Source organism: Marinovum sedimenti (assembly GCF_054052205.1).
On record NZ_CM133223.1, the window covers coordinates 3,173,254 to 3,193,057 of the forward strand.

The following is a 19,804-nucleotide window of genomic DNA, read 5'->3' on the forward strand; positions in this document are numbered from 1 at the left end:
CAAGGAGATGACCCATGGCTTACCAATCCCTGTTCACGGTTCTCACCGACCGCGATTTTGACCACACCGCCTTGCCGCAGGCGGTTGATTTTGCCGCCCAACTCAAGGCCCATCTTGAGGTTCTGTGCATCGGCGTTGATGGCAGCCAAAGCGGCTATTATTTCGCCGGCGCTGATGCCGTTATCCTGCAAGAGGCGATTGGGCGCGCCTCACAAGAGGCGGCGGCGCTGGAAAAATCCGCGCGCGAACGGCTGGGCCGCACCGATCTGTTGTGGAGCTGCGAGGCGGCGATTGCGCAATTCGGTGATCTTGGCCGCCATGTCGCGGCCCATGCGCGGTTCTCCGATCTGGTGATCCTGCCGCGCCCCTATGGCGAAAACCGCGGTGCCGAACTCGAAGCCGTGCTCGAAGGCGCGCTCTACGAGGGGCAAGTGCCGGTTTTGGTCGTGCCGGATGGCACAATGCCGCAAGGCGCGCCGCAACATGTGGCGATTGCCTGGAACGAAAGCAACGAGGCGCTGCGCACGGTGCGCGCCGCGCTTCCGCTGCTGAAAACCGCCAAGCGGGTGTCGGTGGTGGTGATCGATCCGCCGGTCCACGGGCCGGGCCGCTCTGATCCCGGCGGGCTGTTGTCGCAATATCTCGCGCGGCACGGCGTCAAGGTCGAGATTGACGTGCTGGCGCGCTCACTGCCCCGCGTCTCGGACGTGCTTTTGCGCTATGCCACTGATTCCTCTGCGGATTTACTGGTGATGGGGGCCTACGGCCACTCGCGCTTTCGCGAAGCGATCCTTGGCGGCGCCACCCGCGACATGCTCGAACAGGCCCATCTGCCCATCTTTATGGCCCATTGAAACCGGTTCGCCGGTCAGGCCTGCTGCGTGATCCAGACGCCAAAAGCCATCACCCCGATCCCAAGCGCGCGGGTCAGGGTGAGTGGCGAGATTTGCGCCGTGAACAACCCGTAGTGATCGATGGCCGCAGCGCTGATCAATTGGCCCAAAAGCACAAAGAACACCGCATTGCCGACCCCGAATTTCGGCGCAATATAGGTGATCGTCAGCACGTAAAACGCCACCATGAAGCCGCCAAGAAACAGGTGTTTCGGGGCACCGGCAGCACGGGCAAGGGCACTCGGGCCGGTGATCAGCAATACCGCGATGGTGGCCGACAAGGCGACACAAAACAGAATCGCCGCCGCACCGGCAGGCGATCCCATACGCACCCCAAGGGCGGCATTCAGTGCCGCCAGCACGGGGATCCCGATACCGGCAACCAGCATGGTCAGGGCATAAATTGGCATAGGCACCTCAGCGTTGCATTGCGCGCCACTATGACGTGGATTTAGCTGTGCGCCAGTCTATTTGCAGTTGCGACCGGCGCCATCTTTTGCAATTCACCGCGAAAAATACAGGAACCAATCAGATGACACCCTTCCGCCGTTTCGCCTTTGGATTTGCCAGTCTCGCCGCGCTTGCGGCCTGCAAACCCAATGAGATGCCCGATGCAAACGACGGTCGCAGGCTATATGTCGAAAATTGCGCCGTGTGCCACGGGCCAAGTGGCAAGGGCGACGGCCCCGCCGGGCGCGGGCTCAAACCGGCCCCCAAGGATCTCACGCAGATCACAGCAACCCACGATGGCCAATTTCCGCGCGCCAAGGTGCTCTCGCTTCTCGACGGCTACACCCGTGTGGAACTTCCCGGCAGCGGGATGCCCGAGTTCGGCACCTTGTTGCGGGGCGATCTTGTGCCAATCGACACCGGCGATGGCAAGCCTACACCAACGCCGCGCAAACTGGCTGCGCTGCTTGAATACCTTGAAAGCATCCAGGACTGACGCGGGGTCTGCTCTACCAGAGCTGCCCCCCCAAACAGTCGGCTAAGTCCCACAGATCAATAGATATAACGGATCTGGTCCGTCCAATACCGTTCGACCCGGCGCAGCGACGTGGTGATCGCGTCGATGCCCTCGGGTCCGATCACATCGCGCCCTTGGAGCCCTTCGGCATGGCGGGCAAACAATTGCGACACCACATCGCGAATGTCCCGCCCCTTGGGCGTCAATTTGACCCGCACCGACCTTCGATCAATCTCGCATCGCTGGTGGTGCATGTACCCAGTTTCAACCAACTTCTTCAGATTGTAACTGACGTTGGACCCTTGATAATATCCGCGACTTTTCAGTTCTCCGGCGGTCACTTCATTGTCGCCGATGTTGAAAAGCAAGAGCGCCTGGACCGCATTGATTTCAAGGACGCCAACCCGCTCGAACTCATCCTTGATCACGTCAAGCAAAAGTCGATGCAGACGTTCGACCAAGGCCAAAGCGTCAAGGTAATTGGCCATGAAACCCGCATTGCCAGAGGCGGGTAGGGAGGTATGCAAACTCATTTTGTTCTCCGCCGTGTTTCCATAACAGGCAACCTGAGCGACAAAACCGAAAAAAGAGTTAAGTTACGGAAATAATTTCGAATGTCAGCCGGTTTGGCCGACACCCTGACGCGCATCCAAGGCCACAGACCGGATATCCGCAATCATCTCTGCCAAATCCGCAGGGGCCGCGGCTTGACCAGAAACCCATTGATAAAGATCCTGATCATTCTCCTCCAAAAGCGCGTCATAGCGGTCCAACGTCGCGCCATCCATCGCTGCAAGCCGCGCATCAACATAGGCCACGAGGATCAGATCCATCTCCTTGATCCCGCGCCGCATCGACCGCATGCGCATCCGTTTCAACCGGGCCTCGCGGGGCTCAATGCTCATGTGCCGCCCTCCGTCAACTTCTGACGCAGCTTCTTTTCCAGCCGCCCCAGCTTCTCTGCATTGGTCAACATTGTCGCTTTCATCTCGCGCAATTCTATCAAGATTTCGTTGATGTCGGGGGTCATCAAATCGGCTTCATCGGGCTCCGACACCCCGGTGCCTTCGCCGTTCAACAGCCACATAAAGGTGACATTCAGCAAGCCCGCCATCATCGAAAGCCGGTTCGCGCGTGGCTCTAAAAGGTCATCTTCCCACTTCTTTAGCGTGCTCAGCTTGACGCCAAGCCGCTTGGCGAGGTCGGCCTGGCTCATCCCGGCCTGTTCGCGGGCGGCGGCCAGTCTGTCGCCAAAAGTTGCGGCCTCGGGGCCGTACCAGTCCGTGGCAGTGTCCTGCATGCTTCGCTCCTTTGTTCCGATCGCGCTTGATCGGCGTACCCGCGCAATCTATGACGAAAAGCAGTGCGCAATAAACCACAGGCCCGACCCGATGTCCCTGCTTTCCGACACGCTGTCCCGTGTCAAACCGTCGCCCACAATCGCCGTCACCACCATGGCCCAGGAATTGCGGGCCGCGGGCCGCGATATCATTGGCCTTGGCGCGGGTGAACCCGATTTTGACACCCCCGTCAACATCCGCCAGGCCGGGATCGACGCGATCAACGAGGGCAAAACCCGCTACACCGCGCCCGACGGCATCCCCGAATTAAAAGCAGCAATTTGTGCTAAATTTGAGCGGGAAAACGGTCTGACCTATGCCCCCGATCAGGTCAGCGTTGCCTCGGGCGGCAAGCAAATCCTGTATAATGCGCTGATGGCGACGCTGAACCCCGGTGACGAGGTGGTGATTCCCGCGCCCTATTGGGTCAGCTACCCTGACATGGTGCTGCTCGCGGGCGGCACACCGGTCATTGCCGAAACCACGCTTGAGGCCAGCTTCAAGCTCAGCCCCGAACAGCTTGAGGCGGCGATCACCCCGAAAACCAAGTGGCTTATCTTCAATTCGCCGTCCAACCCCACCGGCGCGGGCTATTCCCGCGACGAGCTGAAGGCGCTCACCGATGTGCTGATGCGCCATCCGCATGTCTATGTGATGACCGACGACATGTACGAACATCTGGTGTTTGACGACTTCGAATTCTGCACCCCGGCGCAGGTCGAGCCGGGGCTGTATGACCGCACGCTGACCTGCAATGGCGTCTCCAAAGCCTATGCGATGACGGGCTGGCGGATCGGCTATGCGGCGGGGCCCAAGGCGCTGATTGGTGCCATGCGCAAGATCCAGTCGCAAAGCACCTCGAACCCCTGTTCGGTGTCGCAATGGGCGGCGGTCGAGGCCTTGAACGGCCCGCAGGATTTCCTTGCCGACAATATCGTCACCTTCACCCGCCGCCGCGATTTGGTGGTGGGCATGTTAAACGCCATCGACGGAATGACCTGCCCGGTGCCGGAGGGGGCGTTCTACGTCTATCCCTCGATCGCCGGTCTGATCGGCAAGACCAGCGCCGGCGGCGTCGATATTGTGGACGACGAAGCCTTTGCCAAGGCGCTGCTGGAAGAGACCGGCGTCGCGGTGGTGTTTGGCGCGGCCTTCGGCCTGTCGCCAAACTTCCGGGTGAGCTACGCCACCTCCGACGCCCAACTCGAAGAGGCTTGCCGCCGGATCCAGACCTTCTGTGCCGGGTTGAGGCCGGGGGCATGAGCGAAGGCCTGCCCGAGTATTATTTCCGCGTCCGCGACAACGGCGCGATTGCGTTTCGGATCGACACCGGCAACCGGCAGCGCCGGATCGAGATGGACCAGATCGCAGTGATCAACATCCGCAACGGCGAGGTCAAACCGCACGGCGGGCGCGAGCTTTCGGCGGAGGACACAGCCGAGATCAATCGCTGGATCGCCGAGCGCCAGCGGCTTTTGGCGGCACGCGACATCGACGACATCCTGCGCACGGTCGACCACATGAACCTGACCACGCAATGGGCGCAGTCCAAGGCGAGCGCGGATCAACTCGACCAAGTGACCGACGCGCTGTTGCTGGCGATGCATGATCTGCGCACGGTTTTGGTGCGCAAAAAAGCGGATCGGTTGCTGCGGGAGTAAGGCGTTTTCAAACGGAGCGCTTTGGCGCGCAGGTTGGTTTGCGTTCACGCCACGCAGGCGTTGGGGGCGCTGCCCCCAAACCCCCAGTGATCCGGGGGGCCAGCCTCCCAAACCCCCGTAATCTGGGGGGCCAGCCCCCCAAACCCCTGTAATCTGGGGGGCCAGCCCCCCAAACCCCCAGTAATCCGGGGGGCCAGCCCCCCAAACCCCCCGAGGTATTTAAAAACAGAAGAAGTTAATGGGGTGCGTTATGGTCGAGGAGGGCGGCGCGGTGCCAGAAACGGGTCATCATCATGATCGCGGCGGCGGCGAGGCCGACGACCAAGCCAGCCCAGACCCCGACGCCGCCATAACCCCAGGTGAAGCCGAGCAGGTAGGCAGAGGTCAGGCCGAGGCCCCAATAGCTTATCGCGGCCATGATCATTGGCACTGTGGTGTCTTGGATGCCGCGCAGCAGGCCAAGCGCCAGCACTTGCACCCCGTCGGCCAGTTGGAACAGCGCCGCCATGATCAACAGGCCGGTGCCGATTTGCACGATTGCGGCGCGGTCTGGGTCTGTCTTTGAGAGAAAGACCGAGATCAGCGGTTCGGGCCAGAGCAGGAAGATCGCGATAGACACCGCGGCGGTGGCCGCCGAGAGCGCAATCACGCTGAAGGCGCCGCGCCGCAGGTGTTCGCCGTCTTTGCGGCCAAAGGCATTGCCCGCGCGCACCGTGGCGGCGTTGGACAGCCCGAGGTGGATCATGAAAGCCGCCGTTGCCAGTTGCAGCACGATGCCATGCGCCGCCAGCTGGATCGTGCCAAGCCAACCCATCATGATCGAGGAGGCGGCGAACAGCCCGACCTCGGCCAGATTGGTCAGCCCGATTGGCACACCCATGCGCAAAACCTGCGCCATCACTTCGAAATCGGGCCGCCACAGCCGGCCAAACAGCGCGTGTTCGGGCAGGGCGATGCGGGCATAGATCACCACACCGATCAGCGAGATCACCTGCACGATCAGCGAGGCAATCGCCGCCCCGGCAACGCCCATCTCGGGCGCGCCCCAGTTGCCGAAGATCAGCATATAGTTGGCCAGCACATTGGCCAGCGTCGCCAGCAGCGTGATCCAGAACACCACCGCCGTGCGCTCGAGCGCCGCGAGATAGCTCTTGATCACCATCACCAGCAGCGCCGGCAACAGCGCCACCCCGGTGATGCGCAGATAGGTCTGCGCCAGCGCCGCAAGGTCAGGGTCTTGCCCCAGCGCCCTTAGCACCGGTGCCGAAAACCAGAACAGCGGCAGGAACAGCACGCCATAAATCACCGACAGCCACAGCCCCATCCGAGTGATCCGGCGCAATCCGATCTCATCGCCCTTTGCCGCCGCCGAGGCCACCAAAGGCATCACCGCCCAGGCAAATCCCGACCCCATCAGGAACACCACGAAAAACACCGTTGTCCCCAGCACCAGCGCCGCCAGCGGCCCAACTCCGTACCAGCCCATCATCACCGTATCGGTCAACCCGATCAGGAATTGCGCCAGATGCCCGCCGATCAACGGCAGGCCAATGCGGGCCAGCGCCTGCATGTGTTGGGGGTATGTCATCGTGGGTTGCATGCGGCTTGCTCTATCATGTCTGTCCGCCCCGGCAAGCGCCTTCAAAACCGCTCACGGCCAGACAGCCCCCAGCGCCAGTTCCTCGGTCTCGCGGTACAGCTTGCGGGTCATCGCCGCCTGAAACCCGGCATAGCCGCGCGCCTCTTCGAGAAAGGCCAACCGCCCGCGCAGCACCTCTTGTCGGTAGTAAGGCACCACCCGGTCATCATCGCCCGTCACCACCAAACCATTCACCGTCACCCCGCCAAAGGGGAAATGCCGATAGGCCAGCTGCGGGCGAAACCCCTCGTTGGTGATGCCATCGCCCGACACATCCACCACCTTTCGATCACAGGCAGGCGCACGCGCCAGCACCCCGGCGGCGTAGCCCAAAGCATAGCCCATCGCCGTCGGAAACTCACTGTACGAGCGGGGCAGGGCGAGGATACGCTCGGCCACCGCCGCCAGATCTCCCCGGCTCTCAAGCAACACCCAGTCCTGCAACAACGCCTGCTGACTGCGCCCGCTCCACTCAAAGATCGCCAAAGCCACCGGACCGGAGCCGCCAAGGATGGCCCCGGCGACCCCGTCATCTGTCAAGGCAGCGGCCAGCCCTTGGCGTTGCAACGCATGTTCCTCGGCATCAACCGAGGCCGACACATCCACCGCCAGCACCAAGGCCAACCGGCACTGCGCCGCAGCACCGCCCGCCCAGAGCGCCAAAAGCAAAGCCGCCAGCCAACGCATCACCAGTGGCCAGTGTTTTCCATACTCGCCCACGGCTCTTGCGGTGCCAGCCGATCACCCTCTTGCAGCAACTCAATCGAGATATTGTCGGGCGAGCGCACAAACGCCATATGGCCATCACGCGGCGGACGATTGATCACCACCCCGTTGTCCATAAGCTTTTGACACAGCCCATAAATATCCTCGGTGCTATACGCGAGATGCCCGAAATGCCGGCTGTCGCTCGGCAACCCGTCATCGCCATCCCAGTTGTACGTAAGCTCAACCGAACACTCTTCCTGTCCCGGAGGCGCGAGGTACAACAGCGTAAACCGGCCCTTTTCACTCTCCATCCGGCGGATTTCCTGCAATCCGAGCAGTTCATAAAAGGCAATCGACTCTTCCAGGTTCTTCACCCGGACCATTGTGTGCAAATAGCGTAATGCCATAGGTAGCTCCTTTCTTGCTGTCCCGGACCCTAGGCGTGACGCCAGCGATGTCCAGTGCTTGCAGCCTCAGAAAGCCGACCGCAAACCAAGCGAGACCGAAAGCTCTTCGGTTTCAAACCGGCTGACATTCGACAGCGTGCGCTCTGAAGTGACGGTCAGCGTCGGCGCAAAGCCCATGTAATCCATTGTGTCAAACCCGAACGTGACCTCGGCAGTGCGCCGGCTGTCCTCACGCCCGCCCGGAACGCGCCAGAACAGGATGCTGTAGTCGGGGTAAACCGTTTGCGACACCCCCAGCGAGGCTGAAAGCGACACCGGACCAATCGGCTCTGCCTTATGATACGACAGCCGCGCGGAATGCGCGGTCGAGTTGGCTTGGGTGTTGTCGGACGTCGCCCATGTGGTGCCAAAGCTCAGCGCCAGCCTGTCTTGGTTGCCCAGCGTGTGCACCGCGCCAAGGCGGATGCCGGTGGTCTCAACATCCGGCACCCCGTTGGCGTCATTGTGGCGAAGCTGCGCATTGCCGCTTAGGGTCAGCCGGACCGCAGGCAACAGCGCAGACGGCACATCAAAACCATACGACAGCCCGGCGCTTGTCACGTCATACGACCGTTCGCCGCCGTTCCAGACCTGCCCGAAACTCAGCGTCGCACTGATCCCGCCCCCCGCCGGACCAAGCGTGCGCAGATGCGACAGGCCAATCGCCGCGTAAGTTGATCCATAGTCGCTGTCCTTGGCGTTTGGGGCCTTGTCGCGCGCCTCGTCACTCAGCGCCACCCGGCGCACCTGACCACCCCCGGTCAACCGGGTTTCCGAGGTTTCGCCCCGGTGCAGCCGATAGCTGAAATTACCACCAACCTCGGCAATGGTGCCCGAAAGCGCCTGAGTCGCCGCAGGCAAAATACCCACCACCGGGATGCCATCGACCACATTGATCCGGTCCGCCGAGCCATTGTTGACGTTTGAAGAGGGCACAATCTGCCCCGAAATCTGAAACCGCAGCCGCGCGGCACTGCGCAGCGAGCGGTATTCATTGACCGTGCGGTTGCGGGTCGGCTCACTCGGCGCGGCCTCCAAGGCACGGCGCATCCAGAGTTGGCCCATCACAAACCGCTTGTCGCGCGCCTGTGTCGCCGCCACCACGCGGGCAGCCTCGTGCCGTTGCCTTGGGCTTTGTGCATGGCGATAGGCCAGCTTGGCGGCACTGCGCGCCTCGCCGGTATTGCCCGACCGCATCAGAACGGTCGACATCACCATATGCCCAAAGGGGTCTTCAGGGTCTTGGCTCAACAGATCCAACGCCAGCGCACCGGCAAGGTCCAGCCGCCCGGCCTCAAGCGCGCGCAGCATAAGCGCGCGGGTCTCTTCAGCGGTCGGCACCGAGGCAAAGCCGCCTGCGGGCACCGTTGCAGAGCCGCCTGCGGCATTGGCCGTCGTGGCCACCGCAGGCGCTGTTGTCTCTGACCAGGCCGGGGCCATCAGGCCCAGGCTCACACCCAGCGCGACGAACCGGCCCCGCATCGTTACGGACCGCATCGTTAAGGACTTGGGGCCACGATATCACAGATCGGGCTGTCACCGGGCTGGCTGCACTGCGTCAAGACAAAGACGCCATGTTCGATCTCATTGTCGACCGAATCAATATGCCCTGCAAGCCGCACAAGCCCGGCTACGCTTGACGCGCCGTCGCCGCCAAAGATGCCGCCGTAGTTGCCCACAGTCGCACCGGGGTTGTTTGGCGCATCGTCTGCGATTTCGGCATCGCCGTAAAACTCGCCGTTGGCGTCGATGGGGGCCACGATCAGCGTGACATCTTCCAGCGCCGTGGTGCCGCCACCATCGGCATTGATCAACAGCCGGTCGCTGATTTCACCATTGACCGCGTTGTCGACAAAGTTGGCGTTCAAAAAGATCGTGCCTTCCACCCGATAGGGTTCACGCGGCAGATCCGGAAGCGAGACATTCGGGTCCGGGTTTGGCGGAACATCAATCAACCCGTCGCCATTCACAGTTCCGATATTGGTCACAGCGGCGTAGCGCCCGGCATAAGAAACCTGACCCTCGCCCGGACCATTGCCAATCTCGGGCGGGGTGAAATTGCCATTACGCTCGTAAAAGCCGCCGCCGAAATACCGGTTGAACTGCCCGCCATCCGACGCCACCCCAGCCATCACGCTGTTGTCAAAACTGGTCGCGGCCAAAGCCACAAACATCCGGTCAAGCGCATCTTCCTGCGCCGAATAGGCCAGGTATCCGCCGGTATCGAGCGCGGCATTGCGGGTAAAGGTGTTCTGAAGCGGTGTGCCGTCAAGCGATTGGATCGCCACGGTAATCGTGTTCCCGCCGGGTGTCGAGACATCCGCGAGATTCACCGAAAGCTCGTCAGGCACGGTGCCCGCCGGATCGGCAACCCCATCGCCAACAGACCCGCCTCCGGTGCCGCCGGTGCCATCTGTGCTGCCGTCACCAGTGCCCGTGCTGTCTTCGGGATCTTCCTGGAAAGGATTGTCCTTGCCTGTGCTGCCCACGCAAGCACCAAGAGTTGCCGCTACCATCAGCGACGCGATAATACGTTTCATGAAACTGCCCCGGTCATTGCCGTTTATTTTGTCCCTACGCTGGTTTTCAGAGCCCGAAAAGTCAATGTTAAAAACCGGATGCACGCCAAAGCTCATCCATGTGCGGCGAAAACAGCATACCGCATCTACGCTTCCAAATTGCCTCCCACACCAGATATAGTGGCCCTCTGATTCATCTTGTAGAAAGGATTCGCCCCATGTCCGTCACGCCCGAACAGGCCGCCGAAATCGAAGACCTCCGGGCCCAGACGACACCGACCCTGCGCGCCACCGCGCCCGGCATGGAGGCCCACCTCTACAAAGCCTACCCCGTGCTCGACCACGGCTTCATCCGCGTCGTCGATTACATGGGCGACGATTCCGCCATCTGCCAGGCCGCCCGCGTCTCTTATGGCAAAGGCACCAAGTCAGTCCAAAACGACGAAGGCCTGATCCGCTACCTGATGCGCCACTGGCACTCGACCCCGTTCGAGATGTGCGAACTCAAGCTCCACGTCAAACTGCCCGTCTTCGTCGCCCGCCAGTGGATTCGCCACCGCACCGCCAACGTCAACGAATACTCCGCGCGCTATTCCATCCTCGACCGCGAGTTCTACATCCCCGAGCGCGATGCCCTCAACGCCCAGTCCGTCGTCAACAACCAGGGCCGCGGCGAAGCCCTCACCGGCGAAGAGGCCGACCGCGTCCTGCGCTATCTGCGCGACGACGCCATGCGCGCCTATGACCACTACGAAGAGATGATTTCCTCCGAGGGCCAACAGGGTCTCGCCCGCGAGCTGGCCCGAATGAACCTCCCCGCCAATATCTATACGCAATGGTATTGGAAGGTGGATCTCCACAACCTCCTGCATTTCCTCCGTTTGCGCGCCGACGCCCATGCCCAATACGAAATCCGGGTCTATGCCGATGAAATCTGCAAAGTCGTCGCCGACTGGGTCCCATTCGCCTACAAAGCCTTCGAGGATTACCGCATGGGCGGTGCCACTTTGTCCGCCACGGCCCTTGAGTGTGTCCGCCGAATGTTGAAAGGTGAAGACGTCACGCAGGAAACCTCAGGCATGTCCAAGGGCGAATGGCGGGAGTTTCAGGGGGTGATTTCTAGAAGCGAGTAATTCTAATGTACTTGCTACACTGAATGGTGAGTTGTCGCATTTGATCGATTTCGAGGGAGTAGAAATGTTCGCTCAATCGGAAATTCAAACATTTCTCGCGATGAACCCTCATTTCCTCAAGCGCCCGATTTGCTGTCGTCCTTGCGTGGGCCGCTTCTAGGTAGAAAGTGCTTGTTGTGGCACTAAACGCCACAACAAGCACCGAAGCTATCACGCCTCTCCTCACATCTTGCATAAAAATATAACCGGTTCCGCCGGCAACGAAAATTAGAATTGCCGGCAGGACATCGCCGGCAACGCTGTCACGGCTGAGGCCTGCGATCGTTCCCACGTAACTGCCGACTGTGGCCAAGGCGAGCGCTGAAAATAGGAAATAGACAAAATGTGAGATCGATTTATCAAGAATAGACAGAATAAGTGCTGCTATTATCGCGGCAGCAGCCGAAAATATCCCTGTCGTTATAAGGATATTAAGTGGGCTTATTCCGAATTCTATGAACAAAATAATTCCTTCATTTAATTGATTGAGGAGGTTTTGAATCTACCTTTTTTCTATCTCTAAGGAGGGGGAGGAAAAGAATTCTTCGAAGGGATTTCTTGGAGGGAATTTGCTAGTTTCGGTCAGAAATGGTTCAGGATTTTCGTGATTCTGTTCGATGCACTCAATAAAGGCTTCGTAATCTTTTTCAGTCTTAGTGTCATTGTACGTGGATTTTAGAAGCGCACAGGGTTCGGCATTTAAGACGGATTCGAGTGTACCTAAAAAATCGGCGGCGCTAACCTTCGTCATCCCGCCGTAGAGATACAGAGCAAAAACACTGGTGACTGCTAATTTTAGCGTTGATTGTAATTTGCGCATATCTCAAATACTATCAAGGTTGTTTAAGCTAAAGCACTATACTACCTATTGTATGGTTTTTCCACCCGTTTAAATTGTCTCGACCTATGCCGCAGAGCATACCCCACAACGCCCCCAAGCCGCGCATCGCTGGGCCGTGGTACGGCGCTCCAACGCCGGTCACCCACGCTTTATCCCAGCCAAGCCCGCGTAACCTCAAAGTATCCCACCTACCGAAGCCAAATCGCCGTGCCGAGGGGCGGCCCGGCGATGCGCGGCGGCCTACGGCCTTGATTCCGCGCCACTCCCCCACACCCCCGTCACCACCCGAACCACCGTCCAAGCCCAAACCGCAGAGCACACCCCACAACGCCCCCAAGCCGCGCATCGCTGGGCCGTGGCACGGCGATCTAACGCCGGTCACCCACGCTTTATCCCAGCCAAGCCCGCGCAACCTCAAAGTATACCGCCTACCGAAGCCAAATCGCCGTGCCAGGGGACGGCCCGGCCCCTCTCGGCAGATTTGACCCTGTCAAATCTCCTGCCGGGCAATGGATGCGCGGCGGCTTCGCCTTGATTCCGCGCCAGTCCCCCACACCCCCGTCACCACCCAAACCCCCGTCCAAGCCCAAACCGCAGAGCAGCCCCCACAACGCCCCCATGCCACCCACCGCCGGGCCGTCGCACAGCGCTCCTACGCCAGCCCCAACGCTTTATCCCAGCCAAGCCCGCGTAACCTCAAAGTATACCGCCTACCGAAGCCAAATCGCCGTGCCGAGGGGCGGCCCAGCCCCTCTCGGCAGATTTGACCCTGTCAAATCTCCTGCCGGGCAACGGATGCGCGACGGCTTCACCTTGTCTCCGCGCGCGCCCCCCGCTGCCGCCAACCGGCCAACCCCAAGCCGCGCATCGCGGCACCGTGGCGCGGCCCCACGCGCAGCGGCATCGCTCCACCGGCAGCCATCCGCGTCGCCGCAAAATCGCAGCCGCAAACGATCAAAAATCCGTGGCCCATCCTGTCGCGCCAACGTCCCGCCAGACCCGCCGCATCGCCCCATTTCAGCCCAAAAACCCCGACCTCCGGCCCGGCGCAGGGCATCTGTACAGATACAACGTACAAATCGCCCCAAAGCCCCCAAACGCGGCCCCGACCAGCCCGTCCAGCCCGGCGCTCCCGCGCCTAGCCCAAAATCCCCGGCCAATTCGCGTTTCCTTTGGCGATATTCCCCGGAATATCTTGCAGCCAAAGTTCCCGCGCCCGCAGGTTTGCGTTGAGGTAAAGCCGCCCCTCATACACCGTCCACGCCTCTGGCACCGTCGGCGCGAGATACCCCCGCGAGGCGGCAAAAGCGCAATAACCTCCGTACCTTGGCGCAAATTTCTCGGGGTCGCTCTCGAAGGCAGTCATGCGCTCTTGGCTGTCAAACTGCCACTCCGCCCCGCGCCACATCAGCCGGTGCGCATTGCTCATCGTGTCGGGTGCTGCGTCGCGGAAATAGCCCACCGCATCCGCGCCGTTGATTGCCACTCCGCCGGTTTGAAACACCTCCGGCTCGCGCGCAAATGCCACCGATGGCAGCACCGGCACAGCCGCCAGCGCGCCCAAAAAGCTTCGTCTTTTCAGTATCATACCCAAATTCTCCCAAGGGGACCACAGTCACAATGACGCCCAAACCGAGTCGATAATACCCCGCTCGCCATAGCGTGATCCCCCCGTGATCGGCCGTCACACCCCCTTGGCCACCGCCGCGAAATACCCTAAACCCCCAGCATGGCACGATTTTTCCGCCCCCTCCAAGCGCTCCTGCTCGCCGTTCTCCTAACCGCGACGGCCCATCCCATGGCCAAAGCCCGCGCCATGCCCCACGCAATTTCTGAAACAATCCTATGCACTTACGCCGGTCCTCTAATGGTGCCCGCCGACTCCACCGGCACCCCCACCGGCCCCCCTTACATCTGCCCCGAGTTCGCACTCGCGCTAACCCTCACCGCTCCCACCACCCCTCTCCAACCGCGCCTCCGCGTTTGGATCCGGATTGGCCAAGCCACCACCAAAAAGCCCCGCGCCAGACCGCCCGTGGCCCATCTCCCCTCCGCCCGAGCGCCTCCATTCGTGACGTAAATTCAATACCTTACAGTCACACCTCGCATGGAGTCCCCGATGACCCTGACCCAGCTTTCCGCCGCGCTCATGGCGCTCATACTCACCTCGCAAACGCTCGCCGCTGACATCTCCATCCAAGATGCCTATGCCCGCGCGTCCAATCCTCAGGCCGGCGCCGCCTTCCTCGTGATCCACAATTCCGGCCCCGAGTCTGACCGCCTGATCGCCGTCACCTCCGACGCCGCCAAACGGGTCGAAATCCACACCCACAAGGAAATCGCCGACGGAGTCATGCAGATGATGCAGCTCGAAGACGGCATTCCCATCCCCGCAGGCACCTCCCACGCGCTCGCGCGGGGCGGCGACCACGTCATGTTCATGGGGCTCACCGCCCCCTTCGAACCGGGCGGTGTGGTGCCTGTGGTGCTGACCTTCGAAACGGCTGGCGAGATCGCGGTGGAGATCCCCGTTGATCAGGACCGGATGCCAATGGCGCAGGGTCACTGAAGCGAGAGGCTCCCAGTCAGATCAAGCCATAAGGCGTTGGTATAAAACGTTTTACAGACGGCGCAGCGCCGCACCTATCCCAGCACCGAGGCCACCCAGCGCGGCACGGTCTCGGTCGCGGGGCCGGGCAGACTGTGGTCAAACAGGTGGCTGACCGAGGTCGGCTCAAGGCTCATCTCCACCGTTTCGGCCCCGGCGGCGCGGGCGTCTTCGACAAAGGCCGCCGCCGGATAAACCTGCCCCGAGGTGCCGATCGCGGCGAACAACGTGGCCTCGGACAGATGCCGCGCGATGGCGTCGAGGTGATGCGGATACTCGCCAAACCACACCACATCCGGCCGCGCCGCCAACCCGGCGCAGGCCGGGCAGGGGGTGGCGGGTGTCATCTCGGTCGGGGCACGCCAGCGGTGACCGCAGGCATGGCACAGCGCCCCCGCCAGTTTTCCGTGCATTTGCATAACGTTACGTGATCCAGCCCGGTGATGCAGGTCATCGACGTTCTGGGTGATCAGCACCACCTCGCCCGCCAATTCCGCCTCAAGCCGCGCCAGCGCGCGATGCGCCGCGTTGGGCGCTGCCGCCGCCGCCTGCACCCGCCGGGCATTGTAGAACCGGTGCACGAGGTCGGGGTCGCGGGCAAAGCCTTCGGGCGTGGCCACATCCTCGATCCGGTGCTGCGCCCAAAGGCCGCCAGCGTCGCGAAAGGTGCCAAGGCCGCTTTCCGCAGAAATGCCCGCACCGGTGAGAATAACGATCTTGTCCATGCTGTCCTTTGGTCCATGCCCGTGTTTGCACCCGGCGAAATCCCGCGCTACACCTAAGGCATCTTGCCAAAGGCCATCTGTCATGACCACCCGTATCCTGTTTGTCTGCTTGGGAAATATCTGCCGCTCGCCTGCCGGTGAGGGTGTGCTGCGTGCCAAAGCCAAGGGGCAAAACCTGACGGTTGACAGTGCAGGCACCGGCGGTTGGCATGTGGGAGATCGGCCTTACGGTGCGATGCAGAAGGCGGCGCTGCGGCGCGGCTATGACCTCAGCGCGCAACAGGCCCGGGTCTTTGTGCCCGATGATTTCGACCGCTTCGATCTGATCCTCGCGATGGACCGCAGCAACCTTGTCGATATCGAGGCGCAGCGCGGGGCGAGCACGACGCCAGTGCGGCTGTTTGCACCCTATGCAGACGGCCCGGAACGCGATGTCCCGGACCCCTATTACACCCGCGATTTCGACGGTACGCTCGATCTGATCGAGGCCAGCGCCGAGGGCCTTTTGGCCGAACTTGCGGATTAACGTGGCATTGCCAGCATCGTATAAGGCATTGAGACCTTTGGTATAAGTCCGCGTGTGCCAACCAATTCGCGATGTGCTTCAGTCTTGCTCGAGCCGAAAGCCGAGCTTCACCCCAACCTGAAAATGCGCCACTTTGCCGTCGGCAACATGGCCACGCACTTCGGTCATTTCGAACCATTCGATATTGCGCACAGATTTGCTGGCGGATGAAACGGCTTGGCGGATGGCGTCTTCGATGCTCTCGGTCGATGAGCCGTAGACTTCGGTAACGGGATACACATGTGACATCTGGGGTCCTCCTTCTGTGCAGGACAACCTAGCGGGCCGGGGGCGTATGGCAAACGCACAGCGTTGATTTTTCGCGGTTTCCACCGGCCAAGCGGCCCTGCGCAAGGGGCTGCGTTTCTCCGCCGGGGCGGGTCACATGCGCTTTTCAATCGCCAATGCGCGCGCTATCTGTGGCGCGGTGAAATCGGAGAGCTATGAGATGCGGAACATGAAAATTGCCGGGCTGCTGCTCGCGGTGCTGGCGCTGGCTGGCTGTGAAACCGTCAAGGGCGCAGGCCGCGACATGCAATCGGCGGGCCGCGTCGTGGAGCGTGCGGTACAGTAAGCGCCGCCAAAGGCCCGGAGCCGTCAAGAATGCGGTAGGGTGGGGGATAAACCCAGCCTACCGTTGATCTGACCCGTGCTTGGCCCCATTGGGCCGGATGCCGCGACTGGTCAGTTGGCCATCACGCGCCGTAAACATCAGCGCAAAATCGCACCGCGTGGGCCCGTGTTTGACTGCGTCACCCACGTCGGCCCGCGCGAAAGACGGACAGTTAACTGTCCATCTTCAAAGCAGAAATAAACGCCTCTTGCGGGATGTCGACCTTGCCGAACTGGCGCATCTTCTTCTTGCCGGCCTTCTGCTTCTCGAGCAGTTTCTTCTTGCGCGTCGCATCGCCGCCATAGCATTTCGCGGTCACGTCCTTGCGCAGCGCCGACAGGGTCTCGCGCGCGATGACCTTGCCGCCAATGGCCGCCTGGATCGGGATCTTGAACATGTGGCGCGGGATCAGTTCTTTGAGCTTTTCGCACATCGCCCGCCCGCGCATTTCAGCCCGGTCGCGGTGCACCATCATCGACAGCGCATCCACCGGCTCGTCATTCACCAGCACCTGCATTTTCACGAGGTTGTCCTCGCGGTATTCGGTCATCTGATAGTCAAACGAGGCATAGCCCTTGGTCACCGATTTCAGCCGGTCGTAGAAATCAAACACCACTTCGTTCAATGGCAGATCATAGACCACCATCGCCCGCGTGCCCGCATAAGTCAGGTCAAGCTGCATACCACGGCGGTCTTGGCAGAGCTTCAGAACGTCGCCAAGGTATTCATCGGGCACAAGGATCGTGGCCTTGATCCGCGGTTCCTTGAGGTGGTCGATGGTCGACGGATCGGGCATGTCGGCGGGGTTGTGCAGCTCGACAAAACTGCCGTCTTTCATATAGATATGATAGATCACCGAGGGCGCCGTGGTGATCAGCTCAATGTCATATTCGCGTTCGACCCGGTCCCGGATCACCTCGAGGTGCAACAGCCCGAGAAAGCCGCAGCGGAAGCCGAAGCCAAGCGCCGCAGACGTCTCCATTTCATAGCTGAAGGAGGCGTCATTCAGCGCCAGTTTCTCGATCGCATCGCGCAGGTCTTCGAATTCGGCGCTGTCCACCGGGAACAGGCCACAGAACACCACCGGCTGTGACGGCGCAAAGCCGGGCAGGGGCGTGTCGGCGCCCTTTTTCTCATGCGTGACGGTATCGCCGACCTTGGTATCGCGGACCTGCTTTATCGAGGCGGTGATAAAGCCGATTTCGCCGGGGCCAAGTTCGTCAATCACGGTCATGGCGGGGCGGAACACACCAATGCGGTCAACGCCATACTTCGCGCCGGTCTGCATCATCTTGATGTTGTCGCCCTTCTTAAGCACGCCATCCATGATCCGCACCAGAACCACAACGCCAAGATAGGAATCGTACCAGCTGTCCACCAGCATCGCCTTAAGCGGCGCGTCGCGGTCGCCCTTGGGGGCGGGCAGACGGTGGACAATGGCCTCAAGCGTTTCCGCGATGCCGATGCCGGTTTTGGCCGAGACCCGAACCGCTTCCGATGCGTCAATGCCGATCACATCTTCGATCTGTTCCGCAACGCGGTCACAGTCGGCAGCGGGCAGGTCGATCTTGTTCAGGACCGGCACGATCTCGTGGTTGGCATCAATCGCGTGATAGACGTTGGCGAGGGTCTGCGCCTCGACCCCTTGGGTCGAATCGACCACCAGAAGCGAGCCTTCGACTGCCCGCATCGAGCGCGAGACTTCGTAGGCAAAGTCGACGTGGCCGGGGGTGTCAATCAGGTTAAGCACATAGGCTTCGCCGTTGTTGGCCACATAATCGATGCGCACGGTCTGGGCCTTGATGGTGATGCCGCGTTCGCGTTCGATGTCCATGCTGTCAAGCAGCTGGGCCTTCATATCCCGTTCGGCCACCGTATTGGTGGATTGAATAAGCCGGTCGGCGAGGGTGGATTTCCCGTGGTCAATATGCGCGACGATCGAGAAATTGCGGATATGGGCGAGGTCTGTCATGGATCGGGATATGATGCGAAATCGGCGTGCCGTCAATTGGCTGTAAGCGTCAGAGGCGGTGCAATCTGTTTTGCCGCAGCGCAATTCGTGGCAGAGTTGCGGACAAACCGCAGGAGGGCCGCCAATGACACAGAACATCGCAAGACAGGCACGGGTGATGGGCCGGGTGCAAGGCGTGGCGTTTCGCGCCTGGACGCAGGGGCAGGCGCAGTCGTTGGACCTGCGCGGCTGGGTGCGCAACAATCCCGACGGGTCGGTTTCGGCGCTGGTGGTGGGTCCGGCGGATCAAGTCGATGTGATGCTCGACCGGCTGTGGGCCGGCCCGGGCGCCGCCGCCGTGCGCGACGTTTCGGTCGAAACGGTGACGCCAGTGCCCGAGGTCACAGGTTTCGACATCACAGGCTAAAGCACCACCCGTCACACTCCGGGCAACCCACGTCAAAGCCCGAGCGCGCGTCCGCCCTTCTCTGGCTCTACAAATATCCTGGGGGGTCTGGGGGGCTGGCCCCCCAGCCTGTCGACCCGCGCAGGCGGGGCGAAAAAGCGACCAAACCCCGCGCCACACCCCGCTAAATCGGCAAGACATCGCGCCGGATCATCGTACGCAGCGCAAAGCTTGACCGCATGTTGCGAATGCCCGGCACCTGCATCAAACCGTCCTCAAGGAACCGGTCAAACCCCGCCAGATCGCGCGCCACCACCCGCACCAGCACGTCGCGGGTGCCGGTCATCAGATAGCATTCCATCACCTCGTCATGCCGCCGCAGCGCCGTTTCAAACTGGGTGAGCGCATTCCGGTTCTGCTGCTCGAGCTCAATGAAAATAAACACATTCAGCGGCAGCCCCAGCTTCTCTTGATTGACCCGCGCGGCGTAGCCGGTGATCACGCCATCCGCTTCCAGCCGCGCGATACGGCGCGCCAAAGGCGTGGCCGACAGCCCAACTTTTTCAGACAGATCCGCCAGCTTTTGCCGGCCATCGCGCTGCAAGGCCTGCACGATCTTTTTGTCGACAGCGTCCATTCTCTAAATCCCCGGCCAGTTTTGGTGATTTTCTCCAAAATCCCAGAGGCACGCAACGGTAAATGGTGCGTTTTCCTCCAAACACGGTCTTAGACTCCCCCGCAAGCTTGGGC

25 protein-coding genes are annotated in these 19,804 nt (G+C 61.3%); 9 read left to right on the forward strand and 16 right to left on the reverse strand.

The annotated features are described in order from the left end of the window. The first annotated feature begins 14 nt into the window (after window positions 1-14). Window positions 15-854, forward strand: coding sequence for a universal stress protein (locus ACW9UO_RS15195; protein ID WP_457086614.1), 840 nt, complete (start codon window positions 15-17; stop codon window positions 852-854). A 14-nt stretch (window positions 855-868) separates the two neighbouring features. Here ACW9UO_RS15195 and ACW9UO_RS15200 read toward each other — a convergent pair whose 3' ends face one another. Next, window positions 869-1,303 (reverse strand): DMT family transporter, encoded by a 435-nt coding sequence (locus tag ACW9UO_RS15200; RefSeq protein ID WP_457086615.1) that lies wholly within the window; start codon window positions 1,301-1,303, stop codon window positions 869-871. Window positions 1,304-1,425: 122 nt separating this feature from the next. On the opposite strand from ACW9UO_RS15200, the gene ACW9UO_RS15205 reads away from it, so the two are divergent. Further along, window positions 1,426-1,839 (forward strand): c-type cytochrome, encoded by a 414-nt coding sequence (locus tag ACW9UO_RS15205; RefSeq protein WP_457086616.1) that lies wholly within the window; start codon window positions 1,426-1,428, stop codon window positions 1,837-1,839. 56 nt (window positions 1,840-1,895) lie between these two features. Here the strand turns inward: ACW9UO_RS15205 and ACW9UO_RS15210 are convergent, their stop codons facing one another. The 3 genes from ACW9UO_RS15210 to ACW9UO_RS15220 all read right to left on the reverse strand — a co-directional run bounded on the left by ACW9UO_RS15210 (window position 1,896) and on the right by ACW9UO_RS15220 (window position 3,160). After that, window positions 1,896-2,393 (reverse strand): MarR family winged helix-turn-helix transcriptional regulator, encoded by a 498-nt coding sequence (locus ACW9UO_RS15210; protein WP_457086617.1) that lies wholly within the window; start codon window positions 2,391-2,393, stop codon window positions 1,896-1,898. Between the two features lie 84 nt (window positions 2,394-2,477). Further along, window positions 2,478-2,765, reverse strand: coding sequence for a succinate dehydrogenase assembly factor 2 (locus ACW9UO_RS15215; RefSeq protein WP_457086618.1), 288 nt, complete (start codon window positions 2,763-2,765; stop codon window positions 2,478-2,480). Then, window positions 2,762-3,160, reverse strand: a complete 399-nt coding sequence (locus ACW9UO_RS15220; protein WP_457086619.1) for a helix-turn-helix domain-containing protein — start codon at window positions 3,158-3,160, stop codon at window positions 2,762-2,764. The genes ACW9UO_RS15215 and ACW9UO_RS15220 overlap by 4 nt, the downstream gene beginning before the upstream one ends. Before the next feature lie 91 nt (window positions 3,161-3,251). On the opposite strand from ACW9UO_RS15220, the gene ACW9UO_RS15225 reads away from it, so the two are divergent. Both ACW9UO_RS15225 and ACW9UO_RS15230 read left to right on the forward strand, forming a co-directional pair. Continuing rightward, window positions 3,252-4,463 (forward strand): pyridoxal phosphate-dependent aminotransferase, encoded by a 1,212-nt coding sequence (locus ACW9UO_RS15225; protein WP_457086620.1) that lies wholly within the window; start codon window positions 3,252-3,254, stop codon window positions 4,461-4,463. Then, entirely contained in the window at window positions 4,460-4,861 is a 402-nt protein-coding gene (locus ACW9UO_RS15230; RefSeq protein ID WP_457086621.1) for a hypothetical protein, read from the forward strand. Before ACW9UO_RS15225 ends, ACW9UO_RS15230 begins: the two co-directional genes overlap by 4 nt. A 235-nt stretch (window positions 4,862-5,096) precedes the next feature. Here the strand turns inward: ACW9UO_RS15230 and ACW9UO_RS15235 are convergent, their stop codons facing one another. The 5 genes from ACW9UO_RS15235 to ACW9UO_RS15255 all read right to left on the reverse strand — a co-directional run bounded on the left by ACW9UO_RS15235 (window position 5,097) and on the right by ACW9UO_RS15255 (window position 10,194). Continuing rightward, window positions 5,097-6,449, reverse strand: a complete 1,353-nt coding sequence (locus tag ACW9UO_RS15235) for an MATE family efflux transporter (protein ID WP_457086622.1) — start codon at window positions 6,447-6,449, stop codon at window positions 5,097-5,099. Window positions 6,450-6,512: 63 nt separating this feature from the next. Next, window positions 6,513-7,220 (reverse strand): DUF1194 domain-containing protein, encoded by a 708-nt coding sequence (locus ACW9UO_RS15240; protein ID WP_457086623.1) that lies wholly within the window; start codon window positions 7,218-7,220, stop codon window positions 6,513-6,515. After that, window positions 7,187-7,615 (reverse strand): VOC family protein, encoded by a 429-nt coding sequence (locus ACW9UO_RS15245; protein WP_457086624.1) that lies wholly within the window; start codon window positions 7,613-7,615, stop codon window positions 7,187-7,189. Before ACW9UO_RS15245 ends, ACW9UO_RS15240 begins: the two co-directional genes overlap by 34 nt. A gap of 66 nt (window positions 7,616-7,681) precedes the next feature. Further along, entirely contained in the window at window positions 7,682-9,151 is a 1,470-nt protein-coding gene (locus ACW9UO_RS15250; RefSeq protein ID WP_457086625.1) for a hypothetical protein, read from the reverse strand. A 2-nt stretch (window positions 9,152-9,153) separates the two neighbouring features. Continuing rightward, a complete protein-coding gene (locus tag ACW9UO_RS15255; RefSeq protein ID WP_457086626.1) occupies window positions 9,154-10,194 on the reverse strand; it encodes a hypothetical protein in 1,041 nt (346 codons plus the stop codon). Between the two features lie 197 nt (window positions 10,195-10,391). On the opposite strand from ACW9UO_RS15255, the gene thyX reads away from it, so the two are divergent. Continuing rightward, on the forward strand, window positions 10,392-11,306 hold the full coding sequence (gene thyX, locus ACW9UO_RS15260; protein WP_457086627.1) for an FAD-dependent thymidylate synthase: 915 nt from the start codon (window positions 10,392-10,394) through the stop codon (window positions 11,304-11,306). Here thyX and ACW9UO_RS15265 read toward each other — a convergent pair. The 3 genes from ACW9UO_RS15265 to ACW9UO_RS15275 all read right to left on the reverse strand — a co-directional run bounded on the left by ACW9UO_RS15265 (window position 11,293) and on the right by ACW9UO_RS15275 (window position 13,774). After that, window positions 11,293-11,808, reverse strand: a complete 516-nt coding sequence (locus ACW9UO_RS15265; protein WP_457086628.1) for a hypothetical protein — start codon at window positions 11,806-11,808, stop codon at window positions 11,293-11,295. The genes thyX and ACW9UO_RS15265 overlap by 14 nt on opposite strands. A 39-nt stretch (window positions 11,809-11,847) precedes the next feature. Continuing rightward, a complete protein-coding gene (locus ACW9UO_RS15270) occupies window positions 11,848-12,165 on the reverse strand; it encodes a hypothetical protein (protein WP_457086629.1) in 318 nt (105 codons plus the stop codon). Between the two features lie 1,159 nt (window positions 12,166-13,324). Beyond that, window positions 13,325-13,774, reverse strand: a complete 450-nt coding sequence (locus tag ACW9UO_RS15275) for a YHS domain-containing (seleno)protein (protein WP_457086630.1) — start codon at window positions 13,772-13,774, stop codon at window positions 13,325-13,327. A gap of 531 nt (window positions 13,775-14,305) precedes the next feature. Between ACW9UO_RS15275 and ACW9UO_RS15280 the strand changes: the two genes are divergently transcribed. Further along, window positions 14,306-14,755: a copper chaperone PCu(A)C gene (locus tag ACW9UO_RS15280; protein WP_457086631.1), complete on the forward strand. Its 450-nt coding sequence runs from the start codon at window positions 14,306-14,308 to the stop codon at window positions 14,753-14,755. 74 nt (window positions 14,756-14,829) lie between these two features. Here ACW9UO_RS15280 and ACW9UO_RS15285 read toward each other — a convergent pair whose 3' ends face one another. Further along, window positions 14,830-15,519, reverse strand: a complete 690-nt coding sequence (locus ACW9UO_RS15285) for an NAD-dependent deacylase (protein WP_457086632.1) — start codon at window positions 15,517-15,519, stop codon at window positions 14,830-14,832. An 82-nt stretch (window positions 15,520-15,601) separates the two neighbouring features. Here ACW9UO_RS15285 and ACW9UO_RS15290 point away from each other — a divergent pair, with 82 nt between their 5' ends. Then, a complete protein-coding gene (locus tag ACW9UO_RS15290; protein WP_457086633.1) occupies window positions 15,602-16,045 on the forward strand; it encodes a low molecular weight protein-tyrosine-phosphatase in 444 nt (147 codons plus the stop codon). Between the two features lie 78 nt (window positions 16,046-16,123). Here ACW9UO_RS15290 and ACW9UO_RS15295 read toward each other — a convergent pair whose 3' ends face one another. Continuing rightward, a complete protein-coding gene (locus ACW9UO_RS15295; protein ID WP_457086634.1) occupies window positions 16,124-16,333 on the reverse strand; it encodes a dodecin in 210 nt (69 codons plus the stop codon). Between the two features lie 136 nt (window positions 16,334-16,469). Between ACW9UO_RS15295 and ACW9UO_RS15300 the strand changes: the two genes are divergently transcribed. Further along, window positions 16,470-16,658, forward strand: coding sequence for an entericidin A/B family lipoprotein (locus ACW9UO_RS15300; protein ID WP_457086635.1), 189 nt, complete (start codon window positions 16,470-16,472; stop codon window positions 16,656-16,658). 211 nt (window positions 16,659-16,869) lie between these two features. Here ACW9UO_RS15300 and lepA read toward each other — a convergent pair whose 3' ends face one another. Beyond that, window positions 16,870-18,669: a translation elongation factor 4 gene (gene lepA, locus ACW9UO_RS15305; RefSeq protein ID WP_457086636.1), complete on the reverse strand. Its 1,800-nt coding sequence runs from the start codon at window positions 18,667-18,669 to the stop codon at window positions 16,870-16,872. A gap of 124 nt (window positions 18,670-18,793) precedes the next feature. On the opposite strand from lepA, the gene ACW9UO_RS15310 reads away from it, so the two are divergent. Beyond that, window positions 18,794-19,075 (forward strand): acylphosphatase, encoded by a 282-nt coding sequence (locus ACW9UO_RS15310; protein WP_457086637.1) that lies wholly within the window; start codon window positions 18,794-18,796, stop codon window positions 19,073-19,075. Window positions 19,076-19,238: 163 nt separating this feature from the next. Here the strand turns inward: ACW9UO_RS15310 and ACW9UO_RS15315 are convergent, their stop codons facing one another. Next, entirely contained in the window at window positions 19,239-19,691 is a 453-nt protein-coding gene (locus ACW9UO_RS15315; protein ID WP_457086638.1) for an Lrp/AsnC family transcriptional regulator, read from the reverse strand. Window positions 19,692-19,804 lie beyond the last annotated feature (113 nt).

Coding starts and splice junctions, on each gene's coding strand:
- ACW9UO_RS15205 (WP_457086616.1), top strand. CDS start 1,426: ATGACACCCTTCCGCCGTTTCGCCTTTGGATTTGCCAGTCTCGCCGCG.
- ACW9UO_RS15225 (WP_457086620.1), top strand. CDS start 3,252: ATGTCCCTGCTTTCCGACACGCTGTCCCGTGTCAAACCGTCGCCCACA.
- ACW9UO_RS15230 (WP_457086621.1), top strand. CDS start 4,460: ATGAGCGAAGGCCTGCCCGAGTATTATTTCCGCGTCCGCGACAACGGC.
- ACW9UO_RS15270 (WP_457086629.1), bottom strand. CDS start 12,165: ATGCGCAAATTACAATCAACGCTAAAATTAGCAGTCACCAGTGTTTTT.
- thyX (WP_457086627.1), top strand. CDS start 10,392: ATGTCCGTCACGCCCGAACAGGCCGCCGAAATCGAAGACCTCCGGGCC.
- ACW9UO_RS15250 (WP_457086625.1), bottom strand. CDS start 9,151: ATGCGGTCCGTAACGATGCGGGGCCGGTTCGTCGCGCTGGGTGTGAGC.
- ACW9UO_RS15220 (WP_457086619.1), bottom strand. CDS start 3,160: ATGCAGGACACTGCCACGGACTGGTACGGCCCCGAGGCCGCAACTTTT.
- ACW9UO_RS15255 (WP_457086626.1), bottom strand. CDS start 10,194: ATGAAACGTATTATCGCGTCGCTGATGGTAGCGGCAACTCTTGGTGCT.
- ACW9UO_RS15315 (WP_457086638.1), bottom strand. CDS start 19,691: ATGGACGCTGTCGACAAAAAGATCGTGCAGGCCTTGCAGCGCGATGGC.
- ACW9UO_RS15275 (WP_457086630.1), bottom strand. CDS start 13,774: ATGATACTGAAAAGACGAAGCTTTTTGGGCGCGCTGGCGGCTGTGCCG.
- ACW9UO_RS15200 (WP_457086615.1), bottom strand. CDS start 1,303: ATGCCAATTTATGCCCTGACCATGCTGGTTGCCGGTATCGGGATCCCC.
- ACW9UO_RS15280 (WP_457086631.1), top strand. CDS start 14,306: ATGACCCTGACCCAGCTTTCCGCCGCGCTCATGGCGCTCATACTCACC.
- ACW9UO_RS15300 (WP_457086635.1), top strand. CDS start 16,470: ATGCGCTTTTCAATCGCCAATGCGCGCGCTATCTGTGGCGCGGTGAAA.
- ACW9UO_RS15195 (WP_457086614.1), top strand. CDS start 15: ATGGCTTACCAATCCCTGTTCACGGTTCTCACCGACCGCGATTTTGAC.
- ACW9UO_RS15310 (WP_457086637.1), top strand. CDS start 18,794: ATGACACAGAACATCGCAAGACAGGCACGGGTGATGGGCCGGGTGCAA.
- lepA (WP_457086636.1), bottom strand. CDS start 18,669: ATGACAGACCTCGCCCATATCCGCAATTTCTCGATCGTCGCGCATATT.
- ACW9UO_RS15245 (WP_457086624.1), bottom strand. CDS start 7,615: ATGGCATTACGCTATTTGCACACAATGGTCCGGGTGAAGAACCTGGAA.
- ACW9UO_RS15290 (WP_457086633.1), top strand. CDS start 15,602: ATGACCACCCGTATCCTGTTTGTCTGCTTGGGAAATATCTGCCGCTCG.
- ACW9UO_RS15285 (WP_457086632.1), bottom strand. CDS start 15,519: ATGGACAAGATCGTTATTCTCACCGGTGCGGGCATTTCTGCGGAAAGC.
- ACW9UO_RS15210 (WP_457086617.1), bottom strand. CDS start 2,393: ATGAGTTTGCATACCTCCCTACCCGCCTCTGGCAATGCGGGTTTCATG.
- ACW9UO_RS15235 (WP_457086622.1), bottom strand. CDS start 6,449: ATGACATACCCCCAACACATGCAGGCGCTGGCCCGCATTGGCCTGCCG.
- ACW9UO_RS15215 (WP_457086618.1), bottom strand. CDS start 2,765: ATGAGCATTGAGCCCCGCGAGGCCCGGTTGAAACGGATGCGCATGCGG.
- ACW9UO_RS15295 (WP_457086634.1), bottom strand. CDS start 16,333: ATGTCACATGTGTATCCCGTTACCGAAGTCTACGGCTCATCGACCGAG.